General features: G+C 64.7%; 22 protein-coding genes and 1 riboswitch. Of the genes, 12 read left to right on the top strand and 10 right to left on the bottom strand.

Translation table 11 applies throughout. From position 1 onward, the window contains the following. Positions 1–37: 37 nt before the first annotated feature. A complete protein-coding gene (locus AB0Y14_RS07685) occupies positions 38–1,630 on the bottom strand; it encodes an AbgT family transporter (RefSeq protein WP_436588588.1) in 1,593 nt (530 codons plus the stop codon). Positions 1,631–1,788: 158 nt separating this feature from the next. Between AB0Y14_RS07685 and AB0Y14_RS07690 the strand changes: the two genes are divergently transcribed. Further along, complete coding sequence (locus tag AB0Y14_RS07690; protein ID WP_436588589.1) at positions 1,789–2,451, top strand: GntR family transcriptional regulator; 663 nt, start codon at positions 1,789–1,791, stop codon at positions 2,449–2,451. A gap of 12 nt (positions 2,452–2,463) precedes the next feature. Here AB0Y14_RS07690 and AB0Y14_RS07695 read toward each other — a convergent pair whose 3' ends face one another. Next, on the bottom strand, positions 2,464–3,378 hold the full coding sequence (locus AB0Y14_RS07695; RefSeq protein WP_436588590.1) for an NAD-dependent epimerase/dehydratase family protein: 915 nt from the start codon (positions 3,376–3,378) through the stop codon (positions 2,464–2,466). Positions 3,379–3,489: 111 nt separating this feature from the next. Here AB0Y14_RS07695 and AB0Y14_RS07700 point away from each other — a divergent pair, with 111 nt between their 5' ends. Further along, positions 3,490–4,161 carry a TetR/AcrR family transcriptional regulator gene (locus AB0Y14_RS07700; RefSeq protein ID WP_436588591.1) on the top strand — a complete coding sequence of 224 codons (672 nt, stop codon included), beginning with the start codon at positions 3,490–3,492 and terminating at the stop codon, positions 4,159–4,161. Positions 4,162–4,224: 63 nt separating this feature from the next. Here AB0Y14_RS07700 and AB0Y14_RS07705 read toward each other — a convergent pair whose 3' ends face one another. Next, entirely contained in the window at positions 4,225–4,824 is a 600-nt protein-coding gene (locus tag AB0Y14_RS07705; RefSeq protein WP_436588592.1) for a TetR/AcrR family transcriptional regulator, read from the bottom strand. A gap of 84 nt (positions 4,825–4,908) precedes the next feature. On the opposite strand from AB0Y14_RS07705, the gene AB0Y14_RS07710 reads away from it, so the two are divergent. The 7 genes from AB0Y14_RS07710 to AB0Y14_RS07740 all read left to right on the top strand — a co-directional run bounded on the left by AB0Y14_RS07710 (position 4,909) and on the right by AB0Y14_RS07740 (position 12,496). After that, positions 4,909–6,432: an MFS transporter gene (locus AB0Y14_RS07710; protein WP_436588593.1), complete on the top strand. Its 1,524-nt coding sequence runs from the start codon at positions 4,909–4,911 to the stop codon at positions 6,430–6,432. A 209-nt stretch (positions 6,433–6,641) separates the two neighbouring features. After that, complete coding sequence (locus AB0Y14_RS07715; RefSeq protein WP_436588594.1) at positions 6,642–7,349, top strand: GntR family transcriptional regulator; 708 nt, start codon at positions 6,642–6,644, stop codon at positions 7,347–7,349. Continuing rightward, positions 7,346–8,218 (top strand): NAD(P)-dependent oxidoreductase, encoded by an 873-nt coding sequence (locus AB0Y14_RS07720; protein ID WP_436588595.1) that lies wholly within the window; start codon positions 7,346–7,348, stop codon positions 8,216–8,218. The genes AB0Y14_RS07715 and AB0Y14_RS07720 overlap by 4 nt, the downstream gene beginning before the upstream one ends. Continuing rightward, the gene (locus AB0Y14_RS07725) at positions 8,215–9,351 is read left to right on the top strand and encodes a mandelate racemase/muconate lactonizing enzyme family protein (RefSeq protein ID WP_436588596.1); all 1,137 of its coding nucleotides are present in this window, start codon (positions 8,215–8,217) and stop codon (positions 9,349–9,351) included. The genes AB0Y14_RS07720 and AB0Y14_RS07725 overlap by 4 nt, the downstream gene beginning before the upstream one ends. Next, positions 9,348–9,668: a hypothetical protein gene (locus tag AB0Y14_RS07730; RefSeq protein ID WP_436588597.1), complete on the top strand. Its 321-nt coding sequence runs from the start codon at positions 9,348–9,350 to the stop codon at positions 9,666–9,668. The genes AB0Y14_RS07725 and AB0Y14_RS07730 overlap by 4 nt, the downstream gene beginning before the upstream one ends. Before the next feature lie 29 nt (positions 9,669–9,697). Further along, complete coding sequence (locus tag AB0Y14_RS07735) at positions 9,698–11,086, top strand: MFS transporter (RefSeq protein ID WP_436588598.1); 1,389 nt, start codon at positions 9,698–9,700, stop codon at positions 11,084–11,086. 162 nt (positions 11,087–11,248) lie between these two features. Then, positions 11,249–12,496 carry a glutaminase gene (locus tag AB0Y14_RS07740; protein WP_436588599.1) on the top strand — a complete coding sequence of 416 codons (1,248 nt, stop codon included), beginning with the start codon at positions 11,249–11,251 and terminating at the stop codon, positions 12,494–12,496. A 24-nt stretch (positions 12,497–12,520) separates the two neighbouring features. Here the strand turns inward: AB0Y14_RS07740 and AB0Y14_RS07745 are convergent, their stop codons facing one another. The 7 genes from AB0Y14_RS07745 to AB0Y14_RS07775 form a co-directional block, all read right to left on the bottom strand. After that, positions 12,521–13,771 (bottom strand): cystathionine gamma-synthase, encoded by a 1,251-nt coding sequence (locus tag AB0Y14_RS07745; RefSeq protein ID WP_436588600.1) that lies wholly within the window; start codon positions 13,769–13,771, stop codon positions 12,521–12,523. After that, a complete protein-coding gene (locus AB0Y14_RS07750; protein WP_436588601.1) occupies positions 13,768–15,168 on the bottom strand; it encodes a PLP-dependent transferase in 1,401 nt (466 codons plus the stop codon). Before AB0Y14_RS07750 ends, AB0Y14_RS07745 begins: the two co-directional genes overlap by 4 nt. A gap of 41 nt (positions 15,169–15,209) precedes the next feature. After that, positions 15,210–15,327: riboswitch (SAM riboswitch) on the bottom strand. A 97-nt stretch (positions 15,328–15,424) separates the two neighbouring features. Continuing rightward, positions 15,425–17,182 carry a dipeptide ABC transporter ATP-binding protein gene (locus AB0Y14_RS07755; RefSeq protein ID WP_436588602.1) on the bottom strand — a complete coding sequence of 586 codons (1,758 nt, stop codon included), beginning with the start codon at positions 17,180–17,182 and terminating at the stop codon, positions 15,425–15,427. Beyond that, on the bottom strand, positions 17,179–18,072 hold the full coding sequence (locus AB0Y14_RS07760; protein WP_436588603.1) for an ABC transporter permease: 894 nt from the start codon (positions 18,070–18,072) through the stop codon (positions 17,179–17,181). The genes AB0Y14_RS07755 and AB0Y14_RS07760 overlap by 4 nt, the downstream gene beginning before the upstream one ends. After that, positions 18,069–19,022 (bottom strand): ABC transporter permease, encoded by a 954-nt coding sequence (locus AB0Y14_RS07765; protein ID WP_436588604.1) that lies wholly within the window; start codon positions 19,020–19,022, stop codon positions 18,069–18,071. Before AB0Y14_RS07765 ends, AB0Y14_RS07760 begins: the two co-directional genes overlap by 4 nt. Next, positions 19,019–20,686, bottom strand: coding sequence for an ABC transporter substrate-binding protein (locus tag AB0Y14_RS07770; protein WP_436588605.1), 1,668 nt, complete (start codon positions 20,684–20,686; stop codon positions 19,019–19,021). Before AB0Y14_RS07770 ends, AB0Y14_RS07765 begins: the two co-directional genes overlap by 4 nt. A gap of 492 nt (positions 20,687–21,178) precedes the next feature. Then, positions 21,179–22,108, bottom strand: coding sequence for a LysR family transcriptional regulator (locus AB0Y14_RS07775; RefSeq protein WP_436588606.1), 930 nt, complete (start codon positions 22,106–22,108; stop codon positions 21,179–21,181). A 284-nt stretch (positions 22,109–22,392) separates the two neighbouring features. Between AB0Y14_RS07775 and AB0Y14_RS07780 the strand changes: the two genes are divergently transcribed. The 3 genes from AB0Y14_RS07780 to AB0Y14_RS07790 all read left to right on the top strand — a co-directional run bounded on the left by AB0Y14_RS07780 (position 22,393) and on the right by AB0Y14_RS07790 (position 25,350). Next, positions 22,393–23,409, top strand: coding sequence for an EamA family transporter (locus AB0Y14_RS07780; RefSeq protein WP_436588847.1), 1,017 nt, complete (start codon positions 22,393–22,395; stop codon positions 23,407–23,409). Positions 23,410–23,443: 34 nt separating this feature from the next. Continuing rightward, positions 23,444–23,833, top strand: coding sequence for a DCC1-like thiol-disulfide oxidoreductase family protein (locus tag AB0Y14_RS07785; RefSeq protein ID WP_436588607.1), 390 nt, complete (start codon positions 23,444–23,446; stop codon positions 23,831–23,833). Between the two features lie 308 nt (positions 23,834–24,141). Further along, entirely contained in the window at positions 24,142–25,350 is a 1,209-nt protein-coding gene (locus AB0Y14_RS07790) for a globin domain-containing protein (protein WP_436588608.1), read from the top strand. The last annotated feature ends 37 nt before the right edge of the window (positions 25,351–25,387 follow it).

The raw sequence follows: 25,387 nt of genomic DNA on the forward strand, positions 1-25,387 counted from the left end.
GAAAGACGGTTCGCCGTTTTCGGCGGCGACGGAGTGGTCAGCGGACAGGAACGCCGGGGCCCAGCGGTATGCCCAGCACGTACCAGAGGATGAAGAGACCGACCCACACGATAAGGACGACGCCCGCGATGGGGATCGTGAACGAAAGCTGGGTCCCGATGCCGGCACCTTTGCGGAATTGCTGGACGAAGCCGAGGGCAAGTACGAAGTAGCCGTTGAGCGGGGTGAGGCAGTTGGTGACCGAGTCCCCGATCATGAAGGCGACCGTGGCCGCCTCAGGCGTCATGCCCACGTACATCACCAGTGGAACCACCACGGGGGCCAGGATCGACCACATCGCCGATCCGCTCGTGATCAGCATGTTCAGAATGCAGATCGCGAAAGTGATGGTCAGGAGGATGACCAGGTGGGGCGCTTGGAGAGACCGAAGCAGGTCGGCGCCGTTGACGCTGATCACGGACCCGATGTTGGTCCAGGTGAAGAAGCTGAGGAATTGGGCGACCACGAAGAACAGCACCAGCACGGGCGCCAGGGACCGAATGCCCTCGGCCATGGCCGGCGGCACGTCGCCCAATTGTGGAATGGTTCCGGTGATCCGCCCGTAGGTGATACCCATGAGGGCGAAGACGATCGAGATGAAGATCGCGATGTGCTCGACGACGTACGAATCGAGGAGTCCTCCGTTCTCACCCCGGAACGGTGAACCCGGGAGCAGCATCAGAATGATCACGGCGACGCACAGCGCAAACACGGCCCCTGAGGCCAGTGTTGCTCGCCGTTCGGTGGTCGAGAGCTTGATCTCGCCCACGGCAGGGGCGGAGTCATCGGGACCCGTCGTATTGAACAGGGTGTCGGCGACCGCGAAGTCCGCGTCCAACTGTGTCGAGGAAAAATCGGGGCGCCGGGCGAGAATGCGGTCGACGACGAGGGCGATCGCTATCGAGAGGACCACCGACGAGGTCGCGGTGAAGAACCAGGTCGCCACCGGCGTCATGACGTAGTCCGGATCGACGATCTGGGCGGCCGCGGTGGACAGGGAGGAGCGAATCGCGTCCTGCGGGGTGACGAGAGGGCTCGCATTGAATCCAACGGCCGTGGACGCATAGGCGACCATGAGTCCCAGAACAGGGCTGCGCCCCGCGGCCCGGAATGCCAGGGCGCCCAGGGGGATCATCACCAAGTACGCGGAATCGCTCATGATGTGCGCGGTCATCGAGCTGAAAGCGAGAGCGAAGGTCAGGAGCCGATTCGGGAGGCGGCCCACGGTACATCTCAGGAGCGCGGTGAGCAGACCGCTGCGTTCGGCCACGCTCACGCCCAAGAGGACGACCACAACCATCGCCAAAGGCGGGAACGTCGCGTAATTGTCCAACGCATTCTTGATCGCGTACTGGGCACCTTCGACCGAGAGCAGGTTCTTGACCGCCGCGGTCTTCCCTGACGACGGGAGAGTGACCTCCACGTTCAACGACGCCAGGACTGCGCTCGCCACGGCCAGGACTGCAATGAGAATCACGAAGAGCCAGAACGGGTGTGGCAACCGATTGCCCGCTCTCTCGATCGCGCTCAGGGCTCGGTAGAACCGGTTGAGCGGTTTGCTCGCGTTCATCTCGTCTGACGTCGTCGTCATACTCTTCGCCTCGCCTCGATGGCCGACGCCGCCGGGAAACCGGCGGCCGGTGTGGAAACCACCTGATATCACGGTGATATTTCTGTGATATTTCTGATAGACGCTAGACTAGGCTCCTAGCGAAGTCAACAGGCAGAAGAAGCGAAACGGAGACCGGCATGGGGCGCCAGCAGTCGATGGCCGATCGAGCCTACGAGGCGATCAAACGGGACATCATTCAGTGCACTCTGCGCCCTGGAGAGGTCATCGTGGACGCCTGGCTGGCCGACAAATACGGCATGAGCAAAACGCCGATACGCCAGGCGATCAATCTTCTCGAGCGAGAGTCCCTCGTGGTCGTCGTGCCCCGTCGCGGAACCTTCGTCAAGAACGTCGACTTCACCGAAACACAGGACACGTACCGGTTGCGAGCGCTGCTCGAGCCGGAAGCTGCCGTCCTTGCGTCCAAGCGCGCCAGCAGCGAAGAACTCGATGAACTCGAGGCCCTGAGCCAGGCGACGGTGCACGGCGGTTCGGACAGCACGGCTCGGAACGAGGCGAACCGAAACCTGCATGTCCGCATCGCTGAGTTGACCCGCGTGCCCATCCTCGCGCGGACCATCACGGCCCTCAACGAAGAGATCGAACGGTTCCTGAACCTTCGCAAGGAGCTGGGCAAGCCATACACGGCCGTGAACCATGGCCGGATCGTCGAGGCGATTCGCCGAGGCGACGAGGCCGAGATCCACGACGTCGTGACCACGGGTATCGAACGGGCACGGCGACACATGGTCGAGACGATGCTGGACAGCGGGACTTTCTCAACCGCCCAGCAGTCCTGAGGGTCCCACCGGTCAGGCGAGCGTTCGTTTCAGGGACGCGCCGACGTCGGTCGGGTTCAGACCGTGCTCCTCGGTCAGCACGCCCGACCGGAGAATGGCGGGACGGTCCCAGAGGTATGCCTGGTTGCGCAACTCCGCCATCATGGGGTTGATCCGACCGGTTGCAGCCAGGAGGGCTCGGGGAATTCGTACGAGCTTCTTGTGGCGAACGCCGACCCTGCCTGACACGGTCCGGTTGAAGTCCTCCAAGGATCCCGTGTCCTGCGATGGGGCATGGAGGATGGCGTCGCCCTCGGGCGCCACTTCCGACGCGTGGTCGGCCGCATAGGCCATCGCTCGGGTGAGATCGGGAATGAACGTCAGCGTATGCGGCATGGTCGGGTTGCCCATCGCGAAGCCACGTTTGTTCTGGGGTCGCGGCACGAGAACGGACAGGTGCGCGACCGACGTCTTGGGTGCGGCCGTCGGCCCCCAGAGATCGGAGGCCACGACGCTGATCGTGCGGGCCCGGTGCTCCTTTCTGGCCTTCAGCAGCCGAGCGCGCACTTCGCCCAGGGGGCTGATCGGGGCGGGTTCTGCACCTTCGGACAGGTCCACGGATTGCTCGCCGAAACCGTAGACCGATTCGGGGAAGACGACGGGGACCCCGGCGTCAGCCGCGGCGTCCATAACCGCCAGCTCGCGGGTCGGCAGCACCTGCTCCCATTGTTTCGCGTCATAGGCGGTGTGGATGCAGTGGAAGACGGCGTCCACCCCGTCCATCGCCGTCGCGAGCAGATCGCGGTCCAGCACGTCTCCCCCAAGCACCTGGACACCACCCACATCTACTTGCCGACGACGCAGGACCACGACGTCGTGCCCGGCGTCGACGAGGTCATGGGTCAATTGCGATCCGATTTGCCCTGCTCCGGTCACGAGGTATTTCATGATGACACCCTTTCCGAGAGCACTGCTCTCTATTTGATGCTCTCAGCCTAATAGGGCGTATGGCATACTTCAAGAGCACCGCTCTCGTTTTAGGAATGGCACACTGAGGTCATGAGCACCCCACACCTGTCTCGGGCGGAGGCCCGGGCGCACATGGAGTCCGCGATCATCACGGCGGGTCGTGAACAGCTCGTTTCACGTGGAGCGGCGAACCTTTCCCTGCGCGAGGTGGCACGGTCGATCGGCGTCGTCTCCTCCGCGGTGTACAGGTATGTCTCGAGTCGCGACGAACTGCTGACGCTCCTGGTGGTCGACGCATACTCCTCGCTGGCCGACCATGCGGAGAGTCGCGTGGACGGAGTCGTGGCCGCCGTCGAGCGCTTCCGTCGACTCGCCTTCGGCATGCGGGAATGGGCGCTCGACCATCGGGAACAATGGGCCTTGCTCTATGGCTCGCCGGTCCCCGGATACAGCGCGCCGGCGGACAGGACAACGGGCCCTGGCACGCGAGTCATCAGTCTTTTCCTCGCATCGATCCCGTCTGAAGTGGACAGCCCCGAACCGAGCAGCGAATTCGCAGCCCGAATCCAGCCCGAGCTCGAAACTCTGGGAGTCGCGACCTCACCCACTCAGACGGCATTTTGCATCGAGGCATGGGGAAACATCGTGGGGTGCATCAGCATGGAAATCTTCGGACAACTCGGCCCAGGGATGGACGACCTGGGGGAGGAAATCATGTCTCGAACGGTCGATTCCTTGACCCGGAGGCTTGGGAAAGGCTGACGTTCAGGGGTGGAGTTCATGCTCCGGCGAAACCGCAGCCGGAAAGGTTGCGCGGCGCCACCCTCAGATTGACGTCCCCTTCAGGGCGTCAACGATCTCGAGCAGATCCTCCAGCCCTTGCGGACTGACCGTGGAGATGCCGAAATTGGTTCCCTTCGGAATCGCATCGAGCACACCCTCGACTCCCCCGCCCGCGAGGGCGGCGTTGTAATAGAGGCCGTCGCCAATCAGGAGGATGGCCGACGCGATGGCGGGTTGTCCGACTTCCTCGAGAATTATGTCGTACCAGTCCGCGTGGATCCGGCTCATCGCCTCCCGCGCCTTGGGCTGGGCGTCCTGCCCCAGGCTCAGCACCGCAACGAAAGTTCGGTCGATCCCTGCGGCCTGGCCCGAATCCTGGTCCAGATAGAACGCGGAGGTGCGGACGTAGTACCGGGACGGGCCTTCGGGCGACGCCCGCATGGCGGCATTGTCCTCCGCGGCGTACTCCAGGAGGCGTTCGATCAGCCCCTCGGCGAGCGCGGTCTTGTCCTTGAAGTGATAGAGCAATCCGCCCTTGGAGACTTCCGCGCGGGCCGCGACGGCATCCATGGTGGCCGCCCGCTCCCCCTCAGCAATCAAGATCGACTCATAGGCGTCCAGGACACGGCATTTCGCACTCATGGCCTCGACCATACTTGCTTGGCACTAAACCGTCCAGACGGTACAGTAATGCGGAAACGATCGTCCCGACCGGAGAGGAGAGCCATGCCTATCGCCCCGAAACGCCGCGCCGAGCGTCCGGCACTGCACGACCGTCGCTGGCTGGCTCTCGCCGCCTTGATGTCGCCGGTTCTCCTGGTTTCGGTCGACAACACGGTCCTCTCCTTCGCACTTCCCCCTATCTCGGCGGCCCTGAACCCGAGCGGAACGCAGTTGCTGTGGATCGTCGACATCTATTCCCTCGTGTTGGCCGGGCTGCTGGTTCCGATGGGCAGTTTCGGGGACCGCATTGGGCGCCGTCGGCTGCTCATGATCGGCGCCACGGGGTTCACCGTCATCTCCGTGGCGGCCGCTTTCGCCCCCAGCGCGGCGTGGTTGATCACCGCCCGCGCCGCGATGGGCCTCTTCGGCTCCGTGCTCATGCCGGCCACGTTGTCGCTGATCAGGAACATCTTCATCGACCCGAATGAGCGGCGGAAGGCCATCGCGATCTGGGCGTCGGCCTTTTCCGGCGGGGCCGCGCTCGGCCCCATCGTGGGTGGCTTCCTTCTCGAGCATTTCTATTGGGGGTCGATCTTCCTGATGGCCGTACCCATGCTCGTCCCGTTCCTGATCTTCGCGCGGCACCTGATTCCCGAGTCCCGCGATCCCCAGCCCAGCCCGATCGACATCACCAGCATCGTTCTGGTCATGGCGACCATGACTCCCCTGGTCTACGGCATCAAATCCTTCGCGAGCCACGGGCTCGGGGTCGCCGTGATCACCTGCTTCGCAGTAACCGTGACGTCCGGGGTCTGGTTCGTCCGCCGTCAGCTTCGCCGGCCGGACCCGATGCTGGATGTCCGGCTCTTCACCAACTCCGTGTTCTCCGGGGCCGTCGGATCGAATCTTCTGAGCGTGTTCTCGCTCGTCGGGTTCCTGTACTTCGTGTCCCAGCACCTTCAGCTCATCAGCGGGATGACGCCGATGGAGGCCGGCGTCGCCCTGATCCCGGGACTGGGAGCCACCATTGTGGCGGGACTGGCCGTCGTCCCCGTGGTCCGGAGGTTCAAACCCGCCCACGTGGTCGCAACCGGTCTCCTTCTGAACGCGATCGGTTTCGGAGTCATGTTCTTTGCCGGCCCTGCCGGGTCGGACGCGGGCCTGATCCTGGCGTTCGTGATTCTCGGCGTCGGCATCGGGTCCGCGGAGACCATCTCGAACGACCTCATCCTGGACGCCGTCCCGGCCCACAAGGCCGGCTCGGCGTCCGCGATCTCGGAAACCGCCTACGAGACCGGAGCGGTTCTCGGGACCGCGGTACTGGGATCGATCCTCAACGCCACGTACCGAGCGAACGTCTCGATCCCCGACGAGGTTCCGGAGGCTTCCCGCGACGCCGCCCGAGAGACGCTGGGCGGTGCGACCGACGTCGCCACACACATCGGCGGACCCGCCGGAGACTCCCTCCTGCACTCGGCTCGGGCCGCATTCGACTCCGGGGTGGGGATCACGTCCGGAATCGGCGTCGTCCTGATGCTCGGCGCGGTACTCATGGCCCTGCGGACCCTTCGCGATGCCAAGTCGTAGCGCCCCTCGGGCGCCCCGGGCACCGAAGTACTGAGAAATATCCCCGGTCTGGGCGATCCACGAGACGCGCAGACCCCCGAGAAGTGAGCATGACGGGAATCCTGCCCTGACGCTGCCGCCCGCATCTCGTCCCGCGCATACACATGTCGGAGTCCACCTGTTGTCCAGATTACATATTGCATGTAAATTGGCCGCCAAGGAGGAAAGACATGACTCAGCTCACATTGGATACGAGATCCATCAGTAGAGGCGATGGCCTCACGGACCAGGCCTACAAGGTAATTCGCGACGCAATTCTCAGTCGCCGCCTGGCCCCAGGAACCCGGTTGTCCATCCCCGAGCTGTCTCGGCAACTTGATATCAGTCGAAGCCCGGTGCGGGAGGCCATCGCTCGCATCGAGTACGAAGGCCTGGCAGAGAGCGTCTCCCACCGCGGAGCCGTCGTCGTGGAGATCGGGCTCGACGAACTCGTCGCCATATATGACGTGCGCGAAGTCCTCGAAGGCCTGGCGGCCCGGCTCGCAACTCGAGCAGCGGACGATGCATTCATCGATGTCCTGGAACGGAACTGGCAAGCCCACCGCGACGCCGTCGAGGCGGACGATGTGGAACAGCACATGAAGCTCGATGCCGCATTCCACCGTCACATCCGCGAGGGCAGCGGCAACCTCCGACTTTCAGAGAACCTTCGACAGTTGCAAGGGCAGATCCGCGTCGCCATGACTACCACCGTTGCTCGTCGTGGCGGTATGCCTGCGGCCCTCGCCGAGCACCGCTCTCTTATTGACGCCATCCGGGGTGGAGATCCCGCCACGGCGGAACAAGTGGCTCGTGAGCACATCACCCGCTTGCGCGAGAGCCTCCACGATGCGGCTTCCGCGGAACGTCACCACAACAACGAAAGGCGCAAGCCATGACATTGACCGCTGTTATCGGACTCGGAACTATGGGCAGTCGTATCGCCCACTCCATCAGCGCCGGGGGCCACGAGGTCCGGGGGTTCGACCCTTCCGAGGGCGCTCGTGAAAAAGCCTCCGATTCAGGCATCACCGTCTTTGATACCGCCGAAGAGGCATTGCAGGGAGCGGATCTGGCCATCATCTCCGTACCGCGCCCCGAGCACGTTCTGGCCTCGGCGCGCGGACCGCTGTCCACGGCGAGGGGAGCCGTGGTTGCCGATATGTCAACGATCGACCCGGGCAGTGCCCAAGAAGCTGCCGGAATCCTTGCCAAGCACGACGTCACCTATGTTGACGCTCCCGTCTTGGGCCGGCCGGACAAGATCGGCAGCTGGACGCTACCGACCGGTGGACACGAACCTGCGGCCGCACTCGTACGGTCTGTGCTCGAAGGTACGGTTGCCAAACGAGTCGTCCGCGTCGGCGACGTCGGGGCTGGTCAGGCCGTGAAAGTTCTCAACAACCTCATGTTCGGTGCCATCAATGCGATCACCGCCGAAGTACTCACCACCTGCGAGGCCGCTGGCGTCGATCCCGAAGTCTTTGTTGACACCATTGCTGACTCCGGCGCAGCGACCGTTTCAAACCTATTCCGCGAGATTGCCCCCAAGATGATCGCGCAGGATTTTGAACCGGCCTTCGCCTTGGAACTACTGGCAAAAGACAACAAGCTGGCCATCGATCTTGCCCGCTCGGTGGGAACCCCTACCCACCTCGCCGAGATCATTGACCGCGTGAACACCGGGGCCATGGACCAGGGCCTGGCCGATCGCGACACCGGGGCCGTCCAAGAGCTCTACCGCTCACAATCCGGAGCCAGTCAATGAGCAGCCTGCCGATCGAGCGCATCGTCGCCCGTGTCCTCGAAACGCCTCTCGAGGAACACGTGCCGATGTCCTTCTCTCAGCTCAACGCACGACGCACGTTCCTGATCGAGGTCCACGCGGGTGGTGTGGTGGGTATCGGCGAGAGCTGGATCAACTACCCCGAGTGGGCTGCCACCGAACGAATGGCAACCCTGCTCGAAGGGGTAGCCCCTCTCGCCCTGGGACGCGACGCGCTCGACCCCGGTTCATTGCTCGATTCCCTCGTCACTGCGCTTGGCGGAGTGGGACGGCAGTGGGGTGCCCACGGTCCGATCTGGCAAGCGATCAGCGGCATCGACATTGCCCTTTGGGACTTGAGGGGTCGTCTGGCCGGAACCTCTACCGCACAGACCCTTGGTGTGGTCCGCGATCGTGTCCCGGTCTACGCCAGCGGCGTCGGACCCACCAAGGTCCACGAACTTACCGAGCGGGCTCTCGAAATGGGCCTGACCGCAGTCAAAACCAAGGTTGGTTTCGGCCAGGAGACTGACCGGGCCACCATCGCGGCGGTTCGTGAGACAGCCCCGGACATAACCATCTTTGCCGATGCCAATCAGGCGTGGACCCTCGAAGAGGCCGTTTCGAACACGACATGGCTTCAAGATCAGGGTGTCGAGTGGCTGGAGGAGCCAGTCTCCGGAGATGACACCCGTGATCTCGCCATGTTGCACGAGGCCACCGGCATGCCGCTGACCAGCGGTGAAAACGTCTACGGACTGGATAATCTAGTCCGTCTCTCCACCAGTGAAGGTGTTGTTTATGCCCAACCCGACGTCGCCAAATCAGGCGGACTGACCGTCCTCCTACGACTCGACGAACAACTCGACGACACCGGTTGCGGGCTGAGCCCTCACTGGTACTCCGGTGCCATCGGCCTTCGCGCCTCATTGACACTGGCCACCACCGTGGCCCACCCCGGATGGATCGAACTCGACGTGCGCACCAACCCGTTGCGTGACGATCTGCTCTCCGGCGGCTTTCCCCTCCGAGAAGGCGCTGCGCTCGCCCCCAACGCTCTCGGCCTTGTCGGTGACATCGACGCCGAGGCTGTGAACCGATTCCAGGTTCATTCCGAAGAACGGAGTATTTCGTGAGTACTACTTCCATACCCGCAGCCCGCATCGGAGGTCACGCCCTCCCAGGTATCGCCCGTGACGTCCTCGACCCCGCCAGGACCCGCGCTGCAGCTCTGCGTGCCATTGCCTCGGATCTGCCGGCCGAGGCCGATTTCGTGCCTCTCATCGACAACGTCGCGGTCGAGCGTCTGACCGGTCTCGTGGACCGTGCCGAAAGCAGCGAAAAACGCGTGGTGCGCGGCCGGGCGGGGCCGGACCACGGTGCCTCTATGGCCGCCGCCCTCATGGAGGATGCCTGCGGCACCGAACAGCAGTCGATCTCGATCGCTCGCTGACCGCTCCGCTTCCCAGGAAAGAGGCCATCATGAATACAGTCGTCTTGCGCACCAAACGTGATGTGATCACTTTTGTCAATAACCACCCCACCGGGAGCTCCCGGGGGAAACTCATAGCTCTCATTGCCTTGGGATCCATCTTTATCGACGCGTACGATTTCACATCACTCGCGATCGGCTTGGATTCGATGAAAGCGGAGCTCAGCCCGACTCCGTTCCAGGTAGGTACCACCACCTCCGCGATGGCGATTGGCGCCCTCCTGGGTGCGATCTTCGGCGGGTACCTCGTCGACAAGCTCGGCCGCTACAAATTGCTGATCCTCGACCTGATACTTTTCGTTGTCGCGGCGATCGGCGCTGCATTGTCGCCTTCCATCGAGGTACTCATTATTTGGCGCTTCCTTCTGGGGCTGGGGGTAGGCCTGGACATGCCCGCTGCCCTGAGCCTGGTTGCAGAGTTCACCCGCAACAAGGACAAGGGCAAGTTCGTCAATCTTTGGCAACCAATGTGGTACGCAGCCACAATTGCCTCCGCGGCCTTGGTCCTACCGCTGGTATTTCTTGGTCTTGAGGAACACATGTGGCGCTGGGCCGTCGGGTTAGGCGCTGTCCCGGCCTTGCTGGTCCTGGCATTACGCTTCCTCTTCGCTGACGAGAGTCCCATGTGGGCGGCCCACAACTTGGGCATGGAAGAGGCCGTAAAGATCCTCGGCAAGAACTTCCCCGCCACAGAATTCGTGGTGGGAGAGGGAGAAGAGGAAAAGGACGCCGATACTCGCATCGGTCGCATCTTCGAGCGTCAATATCGTGTCCGGTCCCTTGTTGTTGCGGTGGTGAGCGGCTTCCAAGCAGTCCAATATTTTGCCGTCGGATTCTATCTGCCCGTGATCGTGGGGCTGATCTTCGGGCTGGACGTCATTTCCATCGTCACCGGTACCATTCTGCTGAACGTGTTCGGTCTCCTGGGCGGCGGTATTCAGCCATTCCTCACGCATCGATTTGGCGGGCGCATGCTCACGTTGATCGGCAGCGGCATCTGCGTCGTCGCACTGATCGCCGTCGGTCTGGTGCAGGTGGAATCCGCACCGTACCTGGCTGCGACTCTCGTGGGCGCTTTTATTTTCGGCCATTCCTTCGGGCCGGGGGCACAGGGCAAGACGATGGCGACGCTGTCATATCCCACCGATCTGCGTGGCACAGGAACGGGTTGGGCCGAGGCGTGCAGCCGCCTGGGGTCCATCGTCGGGTTTTATGTCTTCCCCTTGGTCATAGCCGCGCTGGGATTGTCCCAAACGATGCTCATTCTCGCGGCTGTTCCTCTGATCATTTTCGTCACCGTCCTAGTGGCGCGCTGGGACCCGAAGAACGTCGAAATCGAGGCCGAATCCGTCATGCCTGAACGCGTCCGAGGCACATAGGTCGTGGCCCTCGAGCCTACACACTGGTTATGAGGGTCGACGCACAGTTCGCAGTTCAGGACGAACTGTGCGCACGCCGTCGTACCCGCTGCCCGCTCGATGAAATAGGCTCGAGACAGGCACTCATCCGCCGTTGAACCACGCCGATGCCGAAAGGAACCATTGAAGTCACCCGTAAGGAAGTACCTGCACCAGCTCTTCAATGACACGACCGCCATGGACGGCGGCAACCTCGCCGATTACATTCCCGAGCTCGCCAAGGCGGACCCGGAGGTTTTCTCGATCGCCCTGACCACCATCGACGGTCGCACCTATTCGGTGGGCGACGACGAGCGCGAGTTCACGATCCAATCGATTTCGAAGCCGTTCGCCTACGCCTCTGCCCTCACCGACAGGGGCCTGGAGGCGATCAGCGCGAAAGTCGGCGTCGAGCCCACGGGTGAGGCTTTCAACGAGCTCTCCCTCGAGAAGGGCACGAACCGACCGAAGAACCCCATGATCAACGCGGGGGCCATCACCATCCACAGCATGCTGGCGGAACCCGATTCCTCCCTGGAGGACAGGGCCAACCACACCGTGGAGTTCTTCTCTCGCCTCGCGGGTCGAAAACTCGAAATGGACGAGTCCGTGTTCCGCTCGGAGCTCGAGACGGCGGACCGGAATTTTGCTCTGGCCCACATGCTGAGGAACCTCGGTGTCTTCGAGGAACACGCACACCAGGTCGTCGCCGGGTACGTCGCCCAGTGCGCCATCAAGGTCAACGTCCGTGATCTCGCCGTCATGGGCGCAACCCTGGCCAACCGGGGTATGCACCCCTTCACGGGTGAACGCGTGGCGAGCCGGGACGTGGCCCGCCAAGTGCTCGCGGTGATGGTCTCGGCCGGGATGTACGACGCCTCGGGGACCTGGTTCTCCGACGTCGGAATCCCCGCGAAGTCGGGTGTGTCGGGCGGAATCCTCGGGGTCCTGCCCGGTCAGGTCGGTATCGGCGTGTTCTCCCCCCGCTTGGATCCGAAGGGCAACAGCGTCCGGGGAGTCAACGTGTTCAACAAGCTCTCCCAGGACATGGGCCTCCACCTGCTCAACGCCGGTATTTTCGGGTCCAACACCATCCGCTCGGTCAGCGAGGGCGACGACGAGACCGTGATGCGGCTCCAGGGAGTCATCCAGTTCTCCGGTGCCGAGGCGATCCTGCACCGCATGGCATCCCTCGAATGCGACCCGGGAACCATGGTCTTCGACCTCACCAAGGTGACCCGTTTGGACGCCATGGCCCGCCGCATGTTCCTGGAGGGCCTCCGCCGGCTCACCGCCGACGGTCACCGTGTGGAACTCATCGACCCGGATGAGGTCCTTCCCGACCCGGATCTGGGCGGCAAGAGGTACCCGATCCAACGTGAAACCCCTTAGAGACTGCTGGTCGAGACTCCGGGGTCAGCGCACTCCGGCCAGGGCTCGATCGAGGTCGGCCTGCAAATCCTCGACGTCCTCGATGCCCACTGAGAGGCGCACGACGTCGCTCGGCGGGGCCTCGGGGGTGCCCTTGGTCGACCCGTGGGTCATGGTCGCGGGGTGGGATATCAGCGACTCGACTCCCCCGAGACTCACGGAGAGCCCGAACACCTCGGTGGACTCGGCAAACGCCCTGGCCGCGGCTTCGCCGCCGCGTACACGCAGGGACACGATCCCGCCGAATCCGGACATCTGTCTCGCGGCGACGTCGTGCCCCGGATGCTCCGGAAGACCCGGGTACCAGACCTGTTCAACGTCGTTTCGGTCCCCGAGCCATTCGGCAATGGTCTGAGCATTTTCGCAGTGCTGCCGGATGCGGACGCCGAGGGTCTTGAGGCCGCGCGAGGTGAGGAAGGCATCCTGCGGACCCGCGACGGCGCCGCAGGCAAATTGTTGGAATTGCAACAACTCGGCCAGCGACTGCTCCTCCCACACCGCGTCACCGACGACCAGGGCACCGCCCAACACATCGGAATGCCCACCGATGTACTTGGTGGTCGAGTGGACCACGACGTCGGCGCCCCACGTCAAAGGATTCTGGAGCGCGGGCGAGGCGAACGTGTTGTCCACGACCAGCAGAGCTCCGGCGGCATGAGCGGCCTCAGCCCATTCGCGGAGGTCGACGATGCTCAGCAAGGGGTTGGTCGGGGTCTCGACCCAAAGAACGGTCGCGGACGGATCCGCCAGCAGGCGGTCGCGCTCGTCGGTTCTGGCCGGGGGCACGAACGCGGTCTCGACTCCCCACCTGGAATACAACTGGCTGAGGAGGCGATGGGTCCCGCCATAGGTCTCCGCCGCCGCCACCACGGTGTTTCCGGGACGGAGCACCGAACGCAGAAGGGCGTCCTCCGCGGCGATCCCCGACGCGAAGGCAAAGGCGTGGCTCCCGTTCTCGACCTGCGCGAGTTGCGTCTCCAGGGCGGTGCGCGTCGGGTTTCCGCCGCGCGAGTACTCGTATCCGCTCTTGAGCGTCTCGACCCCGTCCTGCGTGAACGTCGAGGTCTGGTAGATGGGCGGGATCACGGCCCCCGTCAGCGGGTCCGGTTCCTGACCTGCATGGACAGCAGTCGTTCTGAATCCGGGCCGAACCACGGACGGCTCCGTCCTCGCGGAGGTCCCGTCCTGCGCAGGCCGGCGTGACCCGAGATCGTTGATGTCTTGCGTCGCGGTCATGCTCGTACGGTCTCCTTCTCGCGTGCGGTGGGTGCCTGGTTCGGGCCGGTTCCGGTGACCCTGTCGAGCGACGTCGAGAGGTCCTGCCACAGGTCCTCGACGTCTTCGCGCCCGAGAGCCAACCGAACGGTCCGCTCGGTGATCTCTCCTGCCTCCCTGAGTTCGGGCGTGAGCCGACAGTGGGTCGTCCACGCGGGGTGGGTCGCCATCGAGCGTCCGTCGCCGAGGTTGGCGGCGAGCTTGAACAGTTCCAACGAGTCGAAGAATCGCTCGACGTCGTCCGTTGTCCCGTCGATCTCGAAGGAGAGGACCGCCCCGGTACCGCGCGGGAAGTCGCGATCGGCGATCGCGGCGTCGCTCGAGCCGGGGAGGCTCGGGTGCCGCACGCTCCGCACGCGGGGATGGGCGGCCAAGCGCCGGGCGATCCCTTCCGCGACCCGGCAGTGACGGTCTACCCGGACGTCCAGGGTCTCGATGCCTTCCAGTGCCTGCTGTGCATTCCACGGCGCCAGGCTCGGGCCGAGATCGTTGAGCAGCTGCGCCCTGACGAGGTGAAGGAAGGCCCCATGCTCGCCGTGCCCCGCGACCAACGACTGATTGCCGAATCGGCGGCGCGGCGCGGTGAACTGCGGCCATCGGGCCGCATCACTGCTCGGCGAGAACCGTCCGGTGTCCACAACGATTCCGGCCAGCGCGCTGCCGTTGCCGGTCAGGTACTTCGTGACCGAGTGAACGACGACGTCGGCCCCGAGTCTTCCCGGTTGCAGGAGGTGCGGCGTCGCAAGGGTGTTGTCCACCACGAGCGCGGCTCCGGCGGCGTGTGCGACGGCTGCGAGCTCAGGAATGTCCGGGAGATCGGCGTGCGGGTTTCCGATGGATTCCACGAGGAAGGCCCGGGTCCGTTCCGTCACGGCTCGTTCCCACTCGTTCGGGCGATGAGGGTCGACCCACGTCACGGCGATGCCCGCCTCGGCGAGCGTGTCGTTGAGGAGGTCGGCGGTGCCGCCGTAGATGCGGTTCGAAGCGACCACGTGTCCCGCGGGAATCTCGGGGTGCGGCTCGCCGTCCTGGCTCTGCCCCGAGCGCCCGGCCAAGGCAAGAAGGGTCAGGGTCAGCGCGGCCTGTCCGGAGGACGTCGCGACGGCACCGACGCCGCCCTCGAGCTCGGCCAGGCGACGTTCCAGAAGTCCCACGGTGGGGCTTCCGGTCCTCGAGTACGTGAATCCGGGTTCCCGCTGGCCGAAGCATTCCCTGGCATCGCGCAGAGTATCGAATTCGTAGGAGGCGGTCAGGTAAAGCGGCGGTCGAACCGGGCGGGCCGACGGCTGGTCGGCCGTTCCACCGTGGATCTGCACCGTGCCGAGCCCGGGTGCCTGCGGGTATTCGTCTGCTGACATCGTGATCCCCCTCGAAGGCGGGGCGCCGAGTCCTTCTCGTGACGCCGTGCTTGCCGGGGAGCGGTGTGCTCCCGGCCGGATCTTCATCTGGGGCACCCCATCACAGCGGAAAGGGTTGCCGACCGGTCAGCCAGAGCTTCAAGACCGGTGCTCGTGATCCTGATAGTGAACTTACAACCTAGTCAGCGGCCTCGGAAGGACATGACCTCCGATTCCGCCGCCACGTCACACACGGTTCACCCGAAGCCCGAAGACGTCATATGACGTTCGCGGGGTCGCCATCGTGACGGGTTCCGGGGACCGCGTCGATGAGTGTCCGAGTCAGTCGCTCCCGCGGGGCGTCGAAGACTTCCCCCGCCGGTCCGGACTCGATCACGCGCCCCTCGGCCATGACCAGGACGTCGTCGGAGATCTGGCGGATGACGGCCAGGTCGTGACTGATGAACACGTACGAGAGCCCCAGTCGCTCCTGGAGGTCGGCCAGGAGATCAAGGATCTGGGCCTGGACCGAAACATCAAGCGCCGAGACCGGTTCGTCCAGCACGATGAGCTCGGGATCGACCGCGAGCGCCCGAGCGATCGAGACGCGTTGCCTTTGGCCCCCGGAGAGCTCCGCGGGTCGGCGACCGGCCAGGTCACGAGGGAGAGCCACGAGGTCCAGGAGCTCGGTGACGCGTTCCGCACGCTCCGCGCGGGATCCGATGCGGAAGCCGCGCAATGGTTCCCCGATCGATGCGGCCACGGTGTATTTCGGGTCGAGGGAACCCGTCGGATCCTGATGGACGAAGCGCGCCCGAGTGGCCAGTTCTCTCCCCTGTCGCCTGTTCCGTGCCAGGGTTTTCCCGAAGACCTCCAAGACCCCCTGGTCGTAGGATTCCAGGCCGAGGAGAATGCGTGCCGTCGTCGATTTTCCGGACCCCGATTCGCCCACGATCCCCAGCGTGCGCCCGGGGGCCAGCTCGAGGTCGACGTCGGTCACTGCCTGGACCCGGTGCGGTCCCGCACCGAAAGCCTTGTTGAGCCCCTTGGCTCGCACCACGGGCGTGGTTCCCTCCGGAACGGCGCCGGTTTTCCGGTCCGGTACCGCGTGCACCGCCGGCGACGCCGACATCAGTCTCCGAGTGTATTCGTGCTGGGGGTCGGCGAAGACGCGTTCAGCGCGCCCTTCTTCCACCACACGACCTTTCTCCATGACCAGGATACGGTCCGCGCGATCGCGGGCCACACCGAGGTCGTGCGTGATCAGCAACAGGCCTGCTCCTGCACGGGCGACCCGATCCTCCAGGAGGTCCAGGATGCTCTTCTGGGCCGAGACGTCGAGCGCGGAGGTCGGCTCGTCGGCGATCACGAGACGGGGTTCACGCGCGAGAGCGAGGGCGATGAGGACCCGCTGGCGCTGGCCCCCGGAGAGTTCGTGCGGGTACCGCGACCCGTGGAGTTCGGGGTCGAGTCCGACGTCGGCGAGCGCCGTCGTGATCCGTGCGGCGGCCTGGCGACGCGCGATTCCCGCGGCCCGCAGCGTCTCGGACAGCTGGGAAGAAATCGTGCGCACCGGGTTGAGACCCGTCCCGGTGTCCTGGGGAACGTATCCCAGCAGGTCGCCGCGGACGTGCTTCCACGCCTTCTCGGAGGCGCCGCGCATGTCCTGTCCCATCAGCCGTTGTTCGGCCGTTCGTGCGTGCGCGGAACCCGGGAGCAACCCGGCGGCCACGGCGGCGGTGGTCGATTTGCCCGATCCGGATTCCCCGACGACGGCCAGGGTCTGCCCGACCGGTACGGTCAGCGATACGCCCTCGACCGCGGGAGACGCGGTGGGTGCGTAGCGCACGGTCAGTTCGCGCAGGGTGAGGGCGGCGATCTGGTTGTCGGGCCCGTGATCCACGTGAGCGCGGCCCGACCCTTCGGTATCCGCCTCGTGATGGTTCGCGTCCATGGGTCCGGACGCCGCGGGTTGTGTTTCCGCGGCGCGCTGCTGTGCTCGGGATCGTGCCAGGGTTGGGGTCCAGGGAGTCATGATGGTCTCCTCTCCGTTTGGAGGGCGTGGGCAATGCGATTGACGGATACGACGACGCCCGCGATCACCAGCCCGGGGATCACGGTCATCCACCACGAACTGGCGAGGTAGTCCCGGCCCTCGGAGATCAGGAGGCCCCATTCGGGGTCGGGCGGCTGGGTCCCGAATCCGAGAAAGCTCAGGGCCGAGATCGCGAGAACCGCCGCACCGAACTCGATGGCGGCGAGAGCGCCGACGGGTCCGATCGCGTGGGGCAGGACGTGGCGGAAGAGGATCTCAGGTGTCCTGATGCCTGACATGGTCGCGGCCTCGATGAACAGCGAATTCCTCCAGCGCAGCACTTCGCCCCGCATGAGCCTCGCGAAGGAAGGCACGGAGGCCACAGCGACGGCGACCGCGATGTTCACCGGCCCCGAACCCAGGGACGCGACCACGGCCAGGGAAAGAAGCAGGGAGGGGACGGACTGGATGACGTCCACGACTCGCATGAGAACGGTGTCCACCACCCGGCCCGCGGTCCCGGAGACCAGTCCCAGGAAGGTACCGGTCACGAAGGACATGAGGACGGCGATGGCGGTGGTTCCCAGTGAGGCGCCGGCGCCCTGGACGACACGGGAGAAAATGTCTCGACCCAGGTGGTCGGTCCCGAACCAGTGGTTGGTGTTCGGCGGCGACAACCGGATGTCGGGGTCACCCAGCAGCGGGTTCTCCGTGACGAACAGGGAGGGAAGGACGGCCCAGGCCAGAACCACCAGGACCACGAGAGAGGGCACGATCAGGCCGAAGGGAAACCGAAGCATCGTCGTCGTGTTCCTGCGGGCGTGGCCCTGGGCGTCCAACGGTTCTTTCTCGGGGTCCTCACGGCGCGTGCTGAATTCGGTAGCAGTCATGGGCGCGACTCCTGGACGGGACGGGTTCTGGGATCGAGGATCGGGTAGAGCAGATCGACCACGAGGTTGACCACCACGAACACGAGAGCGGACAACATCACGACGCCGAGGACCACGGGCATGTCCTGCCCCGTGACCGATGTTTCGGCGAGCCGACCGATCCCGTTGCGGGTAAAGACCGTCTCGACGATGACCGCGCCACCCAGAACGTTGCCGAGGACCACGCCGGCGATCGACAGGAGCGAGACCCCGGCCGGGGGAAGCGCGTGCGAGAGGAGGAGACGCATTCGACTCAGGCCGGCGGCACGGTACGTCGTGACGAATTGCCGCGTCCACTCCTGGGTGAGGGACCGCAACAGCACCTGGGCGATCATCGCGCCGAGAGGCAGCGAGAGCGTCAGGGCGGGGAGGATGACTCCGGCGAAACCGCGCGCCCCGATCGCCGGGATGAGGCCCAGTCGGAAGGAGAACAATTGCAGGAGGAGCAGGCCGACCCAGAAGGTCGGTAAGGAGACCCCTACGCTCGGGAGACCCGAGAGCAGATTGCGCAACCACGGGTTCCGCACGCCGACGGCGGCGAGTGCCACCAGGATTCCCCCGGGGACGGCGATGAGCAGCGCCCATGCCGCCAACTCGATCGTTACGGGCAAGGCCTGGCCGATGGCCGCCGTCACCGGCTGCCCGGTGGAATACGACGTTCCGAGGTTTCCTCGCACGGCGTCCCCGAGAGAGGTCAAGTACTGGACGATCAGCGGCTGGTCGAAACCATACTGGTGTCGGATCTCGTCGATTTCCTGTTGGGTGGCTGTCGAGAGGTCTCCACCCAGCACGGCTGCTACGGAGTCTCCGGGCAGGGCGTACAACAGCAGGAAGGCCAGGGTGTAGGCGGCCCACAGAACGAGCACACCGAAACCGAGGCGACGCAGGATCATCGCGACCACCGGGTTCATCGGGTGCCTCCTCTCGCGGAGCCGGAGCCGGTCGCGCCGTCGGCGTCGTCCAGCCACGTGTCGTACAGCTCGAAACGTGAAGACGCCTCGTACCGGAAGCCCTGGACGTGCGGCGACGTCGCCATCACACCGGACAGCTCGACCAACGGGACCGAGTGCGCGTCCTCGATCAGGGTCGACACGGAATCGTCGACCAGCTTCTTCCGCTCCGTCGGATCCTTGACGCCGGCAGATCGGTCCAGGTCCTGGTCGACCTGCGCGGGCTCCCGCCTGTTCCGGTTGGCACCGTTCGCGTCGAAGACGGTCCGGAGCACGTCCGGATCCGAGCGGGTCAGATTCATGAACTCGGCGTCGGCTTCTCCGGATTGCCTGGCCGCTTCGGTGTTGGCGACCGTCGTCTGCTCGAGCTTCATCTCGATGCCCGACTCCCTCAGCTGCTGCTGCACGAGTTCCAGGAAGGGCGCGGACTGCCAGTACTTGACCGTGAAGCTCAGGGTCTGGCCGTCCTTCTCCCTCAGACCGGTCTTGTGGTTCATCGTCCATCCGGCCTGGTCGAGAAGTTTCGAGGCGCCGTCGGGGTCGTGACCCAGCAGGCCGGAGACGTCCTGATAATCCGGCGTGGACCGGGCCAGCAACGATGTCGCCGGCTCCTGGTACCGGGAGAGCAATGCCCGCAACTGGTCGCGGTCGATGGACTTGGTCAGGGCCTTGCGCACGCGTTCGTCGGAGAAGAGCGGCCTGGACTCGTTGAGGATGAGATTGTAGACGACGCCGGGGTTCGGCCGGTCGAGGATCTTGTAGTCCGAGGCCTGGAGGAGCTCTTCGTCCTGGGGCTGGACCACGGTATCGACGTCGATCTGGTCGGAGGCCAGGCTCCCATTGCGGACGGTCGCTTCGGGGACGATCGACATGTCCACGGCGTCGAGGTAGGCCGCACCCCTATGGTCTGCCTTGCCAGGGGCCCACGCGTAGTCATCGAACCTGTCGAGATGGATGCTCTGCCGCGGAGTGTATTTCGCGAGCTGGAAGGGTCCGGTGCCCACGACGTCGCCCCCGCACCGGTCCTCGGCGGATTTGGCCAGCGTGGCGTCGGAGTAGAAACCAAGGGTCATGGTGGATGTCGCCTGGAGGAACTGGGCGTTGGGTTCGTCGAAGTCCACCGTGACGGTCCGGTCGTCGGGCGTCCGTACGTCCGACAGGCCCGTCAGGTAGGTGGACCCCAGGCTGGCCTTGGCCCCCAGGTCCTGGATCGCCCGCAGATTGTTCTTGACGGACTGCGCGGTGAAATCCGTTCCGTCCTGGAATGTGACCCCGTCCCGGAGGTGGAACGTGAACTCGGTCGAATCGTCGTTCACGTCCCACGATTCCGCGAGCCAGGGCTCCAACTCACCGGACTCCGGGTCCTGGTAGGTCAACGAGTCGGTGACCTGTCTGGTCACGTTGAGGGCGACGTTCTGACCGGCTTGTTGTCCGTCCACGCACCCGGGGTCGGCGTCGAAGGCAAGGCGGAGGGTTCCTCCGGAGACAGGGGAATCCGAGGTGTGCTTGTTTCCGGTGTTCTCGGAGGATCCGCACCCGGTCAGCACGAGCAAGGTGCTGAAACCGAGAGCAAGGAGACTGGCCCAACGGAAGTGAGGCTTCCGATCTCGGGGCGGCAAGGGCATGAGAATCTTCCTGGGGAATTGTTTCGGGCATCATGACGACGGCGACGCCCGACCCGCCCAAGATTCTCGGGGGATTGCGGCGCCGCTCAGCGGATAGGACAGTCCAATGCCTCGAAGCGCGAGGCCAGCGCCCAGGCCTGGGAATTCCTGAAAGCGGTCACGATGCGGTTCCTCTGGATTGCGAGTGACACGGGGTCATGCCGTGCGTCTGCCATCAGGCTATCCATCCCCGTCGCCAGAGTCAGAGGAATTGAAAGAATCCGTCATCTGGCTCAAGAAAACGCAGTCTTGGGCGATCGACGTCGTCCCTCCCCTGCGCAGAGCCTGCAACCGGGACCGCGAGGTGGCAACGCCGTGCACTTTTCACGCCGAAATCCGCACAAACCTGCCACCTCGCGGCAAAAGATGCACCGAATTGCCACCTCGCGGCGGGAAGTAGGGAAGCAGCCAACCTGAGGCGTTCCGTTGGCACCGAGCTCGTCGGAGCCGGGGTTACTCCGTCAGCCGCAGTTCGGGTTCCGGTGCGGTTTCTCCCCGGACGGCCTCCTGGAATGCTTCCCGGCAGGCGAGGATGGCGGGGTGGCTCGCGCGGCCCGTGCGATTCGACGTGTAGACCATCCGGTGGTCGTCCCCCGGAAGACCGATCAGCCGGGTTCCAGCCAAGTATTGCCGGTTGAGCAGGGCGGGGATCAGGGCGACGGCGTGCCCCGTACGAACCAGGTGTGCCTGGATGAGGGGGTTCCTGGTGTCGAATCGGACCCTCGGTTCGAATCCGGCGCTGCGGCAGATTCCGCGGGCCCACTGGCCCGTTGGTTGGTCCTCGGGATCCATCGCCCAGGGCGCGTCCTTGAGGTCGCTGAATCGACGAGGCATCTCGGCCAGAGGACCCTCTCCCGGGATGACCAGGTTCAGCGGGTCCCTGATCACGGTGATCCGGTCCACCCCTTCCCGTACCGGTTCGGCCAGCCCCGGGTATTCCTCTCCGATGATCACGTCGAATTCATGCGCGAGGAGTCCTTCATAGGCTTCCCCGACTTCCCGCTGAGTGATATCGACCGCAAGCTTCGGGTGCCTCTCGTCGAGAATGTCCAGAGCCCGCGAAGCGACCGTCATGACCGCGGTCTGGAAGGCCCCGATGCGCAACGTCCCGCCCACCTCGGTGTGGGAACCCGCCAGCTCGGACTCGGCGAGCTCCATGCGGGCGAGCATGGCGTCCGCGTGGTGGACCAGATTTTCCGCCTCAGGAGTCAGACGAACCCCGCGCCCCACGTGTTCCAGGAGCACGACGCCGGCCTCCCGCTCCAACAGGGCCAACTGCTGGGACACGGCGGAGGGTGTGTACGCCATCGATCGGGCGACCTTCGCCAACGTCCCCATGCGTTGGACTTCGCGAAGCATACGGAGCCGCTGAAGATTGAGCACGGTTTTCTTCCTCCCGGGATCCGCGGGCGCCAGTCGTCTCCCCGGCTGTTCCGGGATCTCGTCAGTGCGGGCTGTCGGTGAGTGGCGGTGCCCGACGTCGGCGGTCGACGTCGTTCGACCATTCCGCCCGATGATTATTTTTTCTTATCTTTCGGGATTAGATACATTCGCTAGACTACCCATTCCCTGAAGGATCATGCTTAATACAGGCCCCTCCCGCGTTGTTCCGGGGATCGGGGCGCCATCATGACATTCGTTCCTTCAGGAGGTGAGCCGTGAACACCATGAACACCGGACCCGCAACAGGTGTGACCCCGGCAGTCGTGACCACCGGCTCGATACCCACCGTGAGCCCGGGGGCGGGCTCTCCCCGGAGCATGGCACCCGGGATCCTGTTCGTCATCGGTTCCTGCACGTCCCTCCAGCTGGGTGCCTCGATCGCGACGTCGCTGTTCCCGCAGCTCGGCCCCTGGGGCGTTACCTCGTTGCGGATGATGTTTGCGGCGGTCATTCTGCTGGTCATCACGCGGCCGCGGGTCGCCGGATGGACCGGCAAGCAGTGGCGTTCCGTGGTCCTTTTCGGGCTCGCTCTGGCCGGCATGAACGGCTTCTTCTACGCTGGCATCGCGCGCATCCCTCTCGGAGCGGGTGTGGCCATCGAGTTCCTGGGCCCCTTGGCGCTGGCCGCTATCCTCTCCCGCAGGATCGTGGACTTCCTGTGGGTGCTGCTCGCCCTGGCCGGGATGGCCGTGCTCGGCATCGAGAGCGTGACCACCGCGAGCGCCGCTCTGGACCCCATCGGTGTGGTCTGCGTGCTCATCGCCGGCGCGTTCTGGGCCGTCTACGTCCTGACGAGTGCCCAGGTCGGGCGCACCGTCCCCGGGACCGGTGGTCTGGCCGTCGCGATGGCGGTCGCGGCCGTGGTTCTTGCCCCGGTCGGTGGGCCTTCGGCGGTCCATGCCTTCTCCGACCCGAATCTCCTGGTCATGGGGGCCGTGGTCGGGCTGATGTCCTCGGTCATTCCCTACAGTCTCGAGCTCAAGGCGTTGCGCCGTCTGCCGAATGCGACCTTCAGCATTCTGCTGAGCCTCGAGCCAGCTTTCGCCGCCCTCTTTGGTTTCCTTCTGCTGCATCAGGTCGTCGGTCCGCTCCGGTTCCTCGCCATCGCGCTGGTGATTCTCGCGTCGATGGGCACCACGCTGTCCGCGACCAAGGTCCGGCTGCCGGGCTCGGCACGTCGTCGTGACAGGAAAGCCCAGCGGTCAGAGGAGGAGAGCCGCGAGCAGGTCGCCGCGAGGTGAGACACGGCTCGCCCGGGAGGGCTATGGTCGGCTCATGCGAACATTCGTGTACGACGACGCCTGCGGGCCCTGCGTTCCTGCGGCCCGGTTCCTGGATCGCCGGACTCGCGACCGCCTCGACGTCGTGCCCTTCTCCCGGGTCCAGGAAGAACTCACGGACGGTGAGTGCGAGAGGTTCCTCGAAGAAGCCGTCTATGCGGAGGGCCCACGACCGCCCGAGGGGAAGCTCCTCCCCGGGGCGCGGAGGTTCTGGGGACACGAATCCATCGGCAAAGCCCTTCTTGCCTCGCCGCATCGTGTCGATAGGCTCGCGGGCCGACTGATCCTGGCCCCCGTGGCCTCGGTCGGGGCCCGGTGGGTCTACGCGTGGTTCTCCTCCAACCGGTGGCGCTTCGGCGGGGGATCCTGCGGCGTCGGAGGGTAGACGCGTCACGGTACGTCTCGCACGTCCGGACCGATGTCCACCCCTCCCGGTCGAGGTGGCAATCCCGTGCGCTCCCGGCCACGAGGTGGCAGTTTTGGGATCAAAACCCGCCAAAAACCGCACGATTCTGCCACCTCGGCCAGCAATTGCCCCCAATGAAGACTCCTCCTCAGCTGCCCAGGGACAAGCCGGCACAAGTGATCCCCGGACCTCATCAATAATCACGGCAGAAACGAGACCGCGTAGCTCGGATCAACGAAATCCTTGAGGTATCACGTTGTCCCTTCAAGGCAGAGGAGAGGCCCTTCATGAAGTTGTCCCCCGATTCCGAAGCCATCGTCGCGCAAACCGCCGGCGTCGTCTCGGAGCACTCGGACGAAATCACCACGGTGTTCTACAAGGACATGTTCGAGGCTCACCCCGAGCTGCTCGATGTCTTCAACCAAGCGAACCAGGCCATAGGCGAGCAACCCAAGGCACTGGCGGCGTCAGTCGTGGCATTCGCCGTGCAGCTCATCGATCCCGATACGCCCGACTTCACCCCGGTCATGCAACGGATCGCCCACAAACACGTTTCTCTCGGCGTAACCGCGACTCAGTACCTGATCGTGGGCCACTATCTTCTCGGCGCGGTCAAAAAGGTTCTCGGAGCAGCGATCACTCCGGAAGTGGCCGCTGCCTGGGACGAGGTCTACTGGCTCTTCGGCACCACACTCATCGCCGAGGAGGCCAAGCTGTACGCCCAGGCGGGGACGGACCCCGATCAACCATGGAGGAAATACCGGGTCGCGGAGAGGTTCGAGGAATCGGACGAGGTATTCTCTCTCGTTCTTTCCCCGGTCGAGGGGGTCGTTCCCTCTCATCGCACGGGCCAGTACGTGGCCATCGCGGTCGATCTCCCGGACGGACGCCGCCAGCCGCGTCAGTACACCATTTCATCGGGACCGCGCGGGGATTCGCTCCGCGTCACCGTCAAGCGAGTTCGTGGAGCCAATGGCGCACCTGACGGCGAGGTATCGGGTTGGCTTTACGAAAATGCCAAGCCCGGAACCGTCCTTGATGTCTCGCAACCCGCGGGCGACGTCGTTCTCGATGAATCCGATACGCCGCTGGTCCTGGTGTCGGCAGGAATCGGGATAACGCCGGTGGCCGCCATCATGGAAGATCTGTCGCGCCGTCAGCCCGACCGACAGGTTCACATCTTCCACGCGGACAAGTCCCACTCGACCCACGCGCTTTACGGCGACCTCCGCCGCCAGGTGCTTGCCATGCCGAACGTCAAGGCACAGAACTGGTATGAGGAGGACGCCGACAAAGCTCCGACCCTCTACCCGGCGAAGTCCGGGTTCATGGACCTTTCCGACGTCGAAGTCCCACGTGAGGCGCAGGTCTTCATGTGTGGTCCGTTGCCATTCATGCAGAGCGCCAGGCGGACCTTGTTGTCACAGGGTGTCGCGAGCGAGAACATCCACTACGAGGTATTCGGACCCGACCTGTGGGCCCAACAACCCGAGTAGGTCAGGATCCCGCTGTCTCACGGCGGGTCGCACCATA

The sequence above is a fragment of the Rothia sp. HC945 genome (assembly GCF_051370785.1).
In the GTDB taxonomy this organism is placed as follows: domain Bacteria; phylum Actinomycetota; class Actinomycetes; order Actinomycetales; family Micrococcaceae; genus Rothia.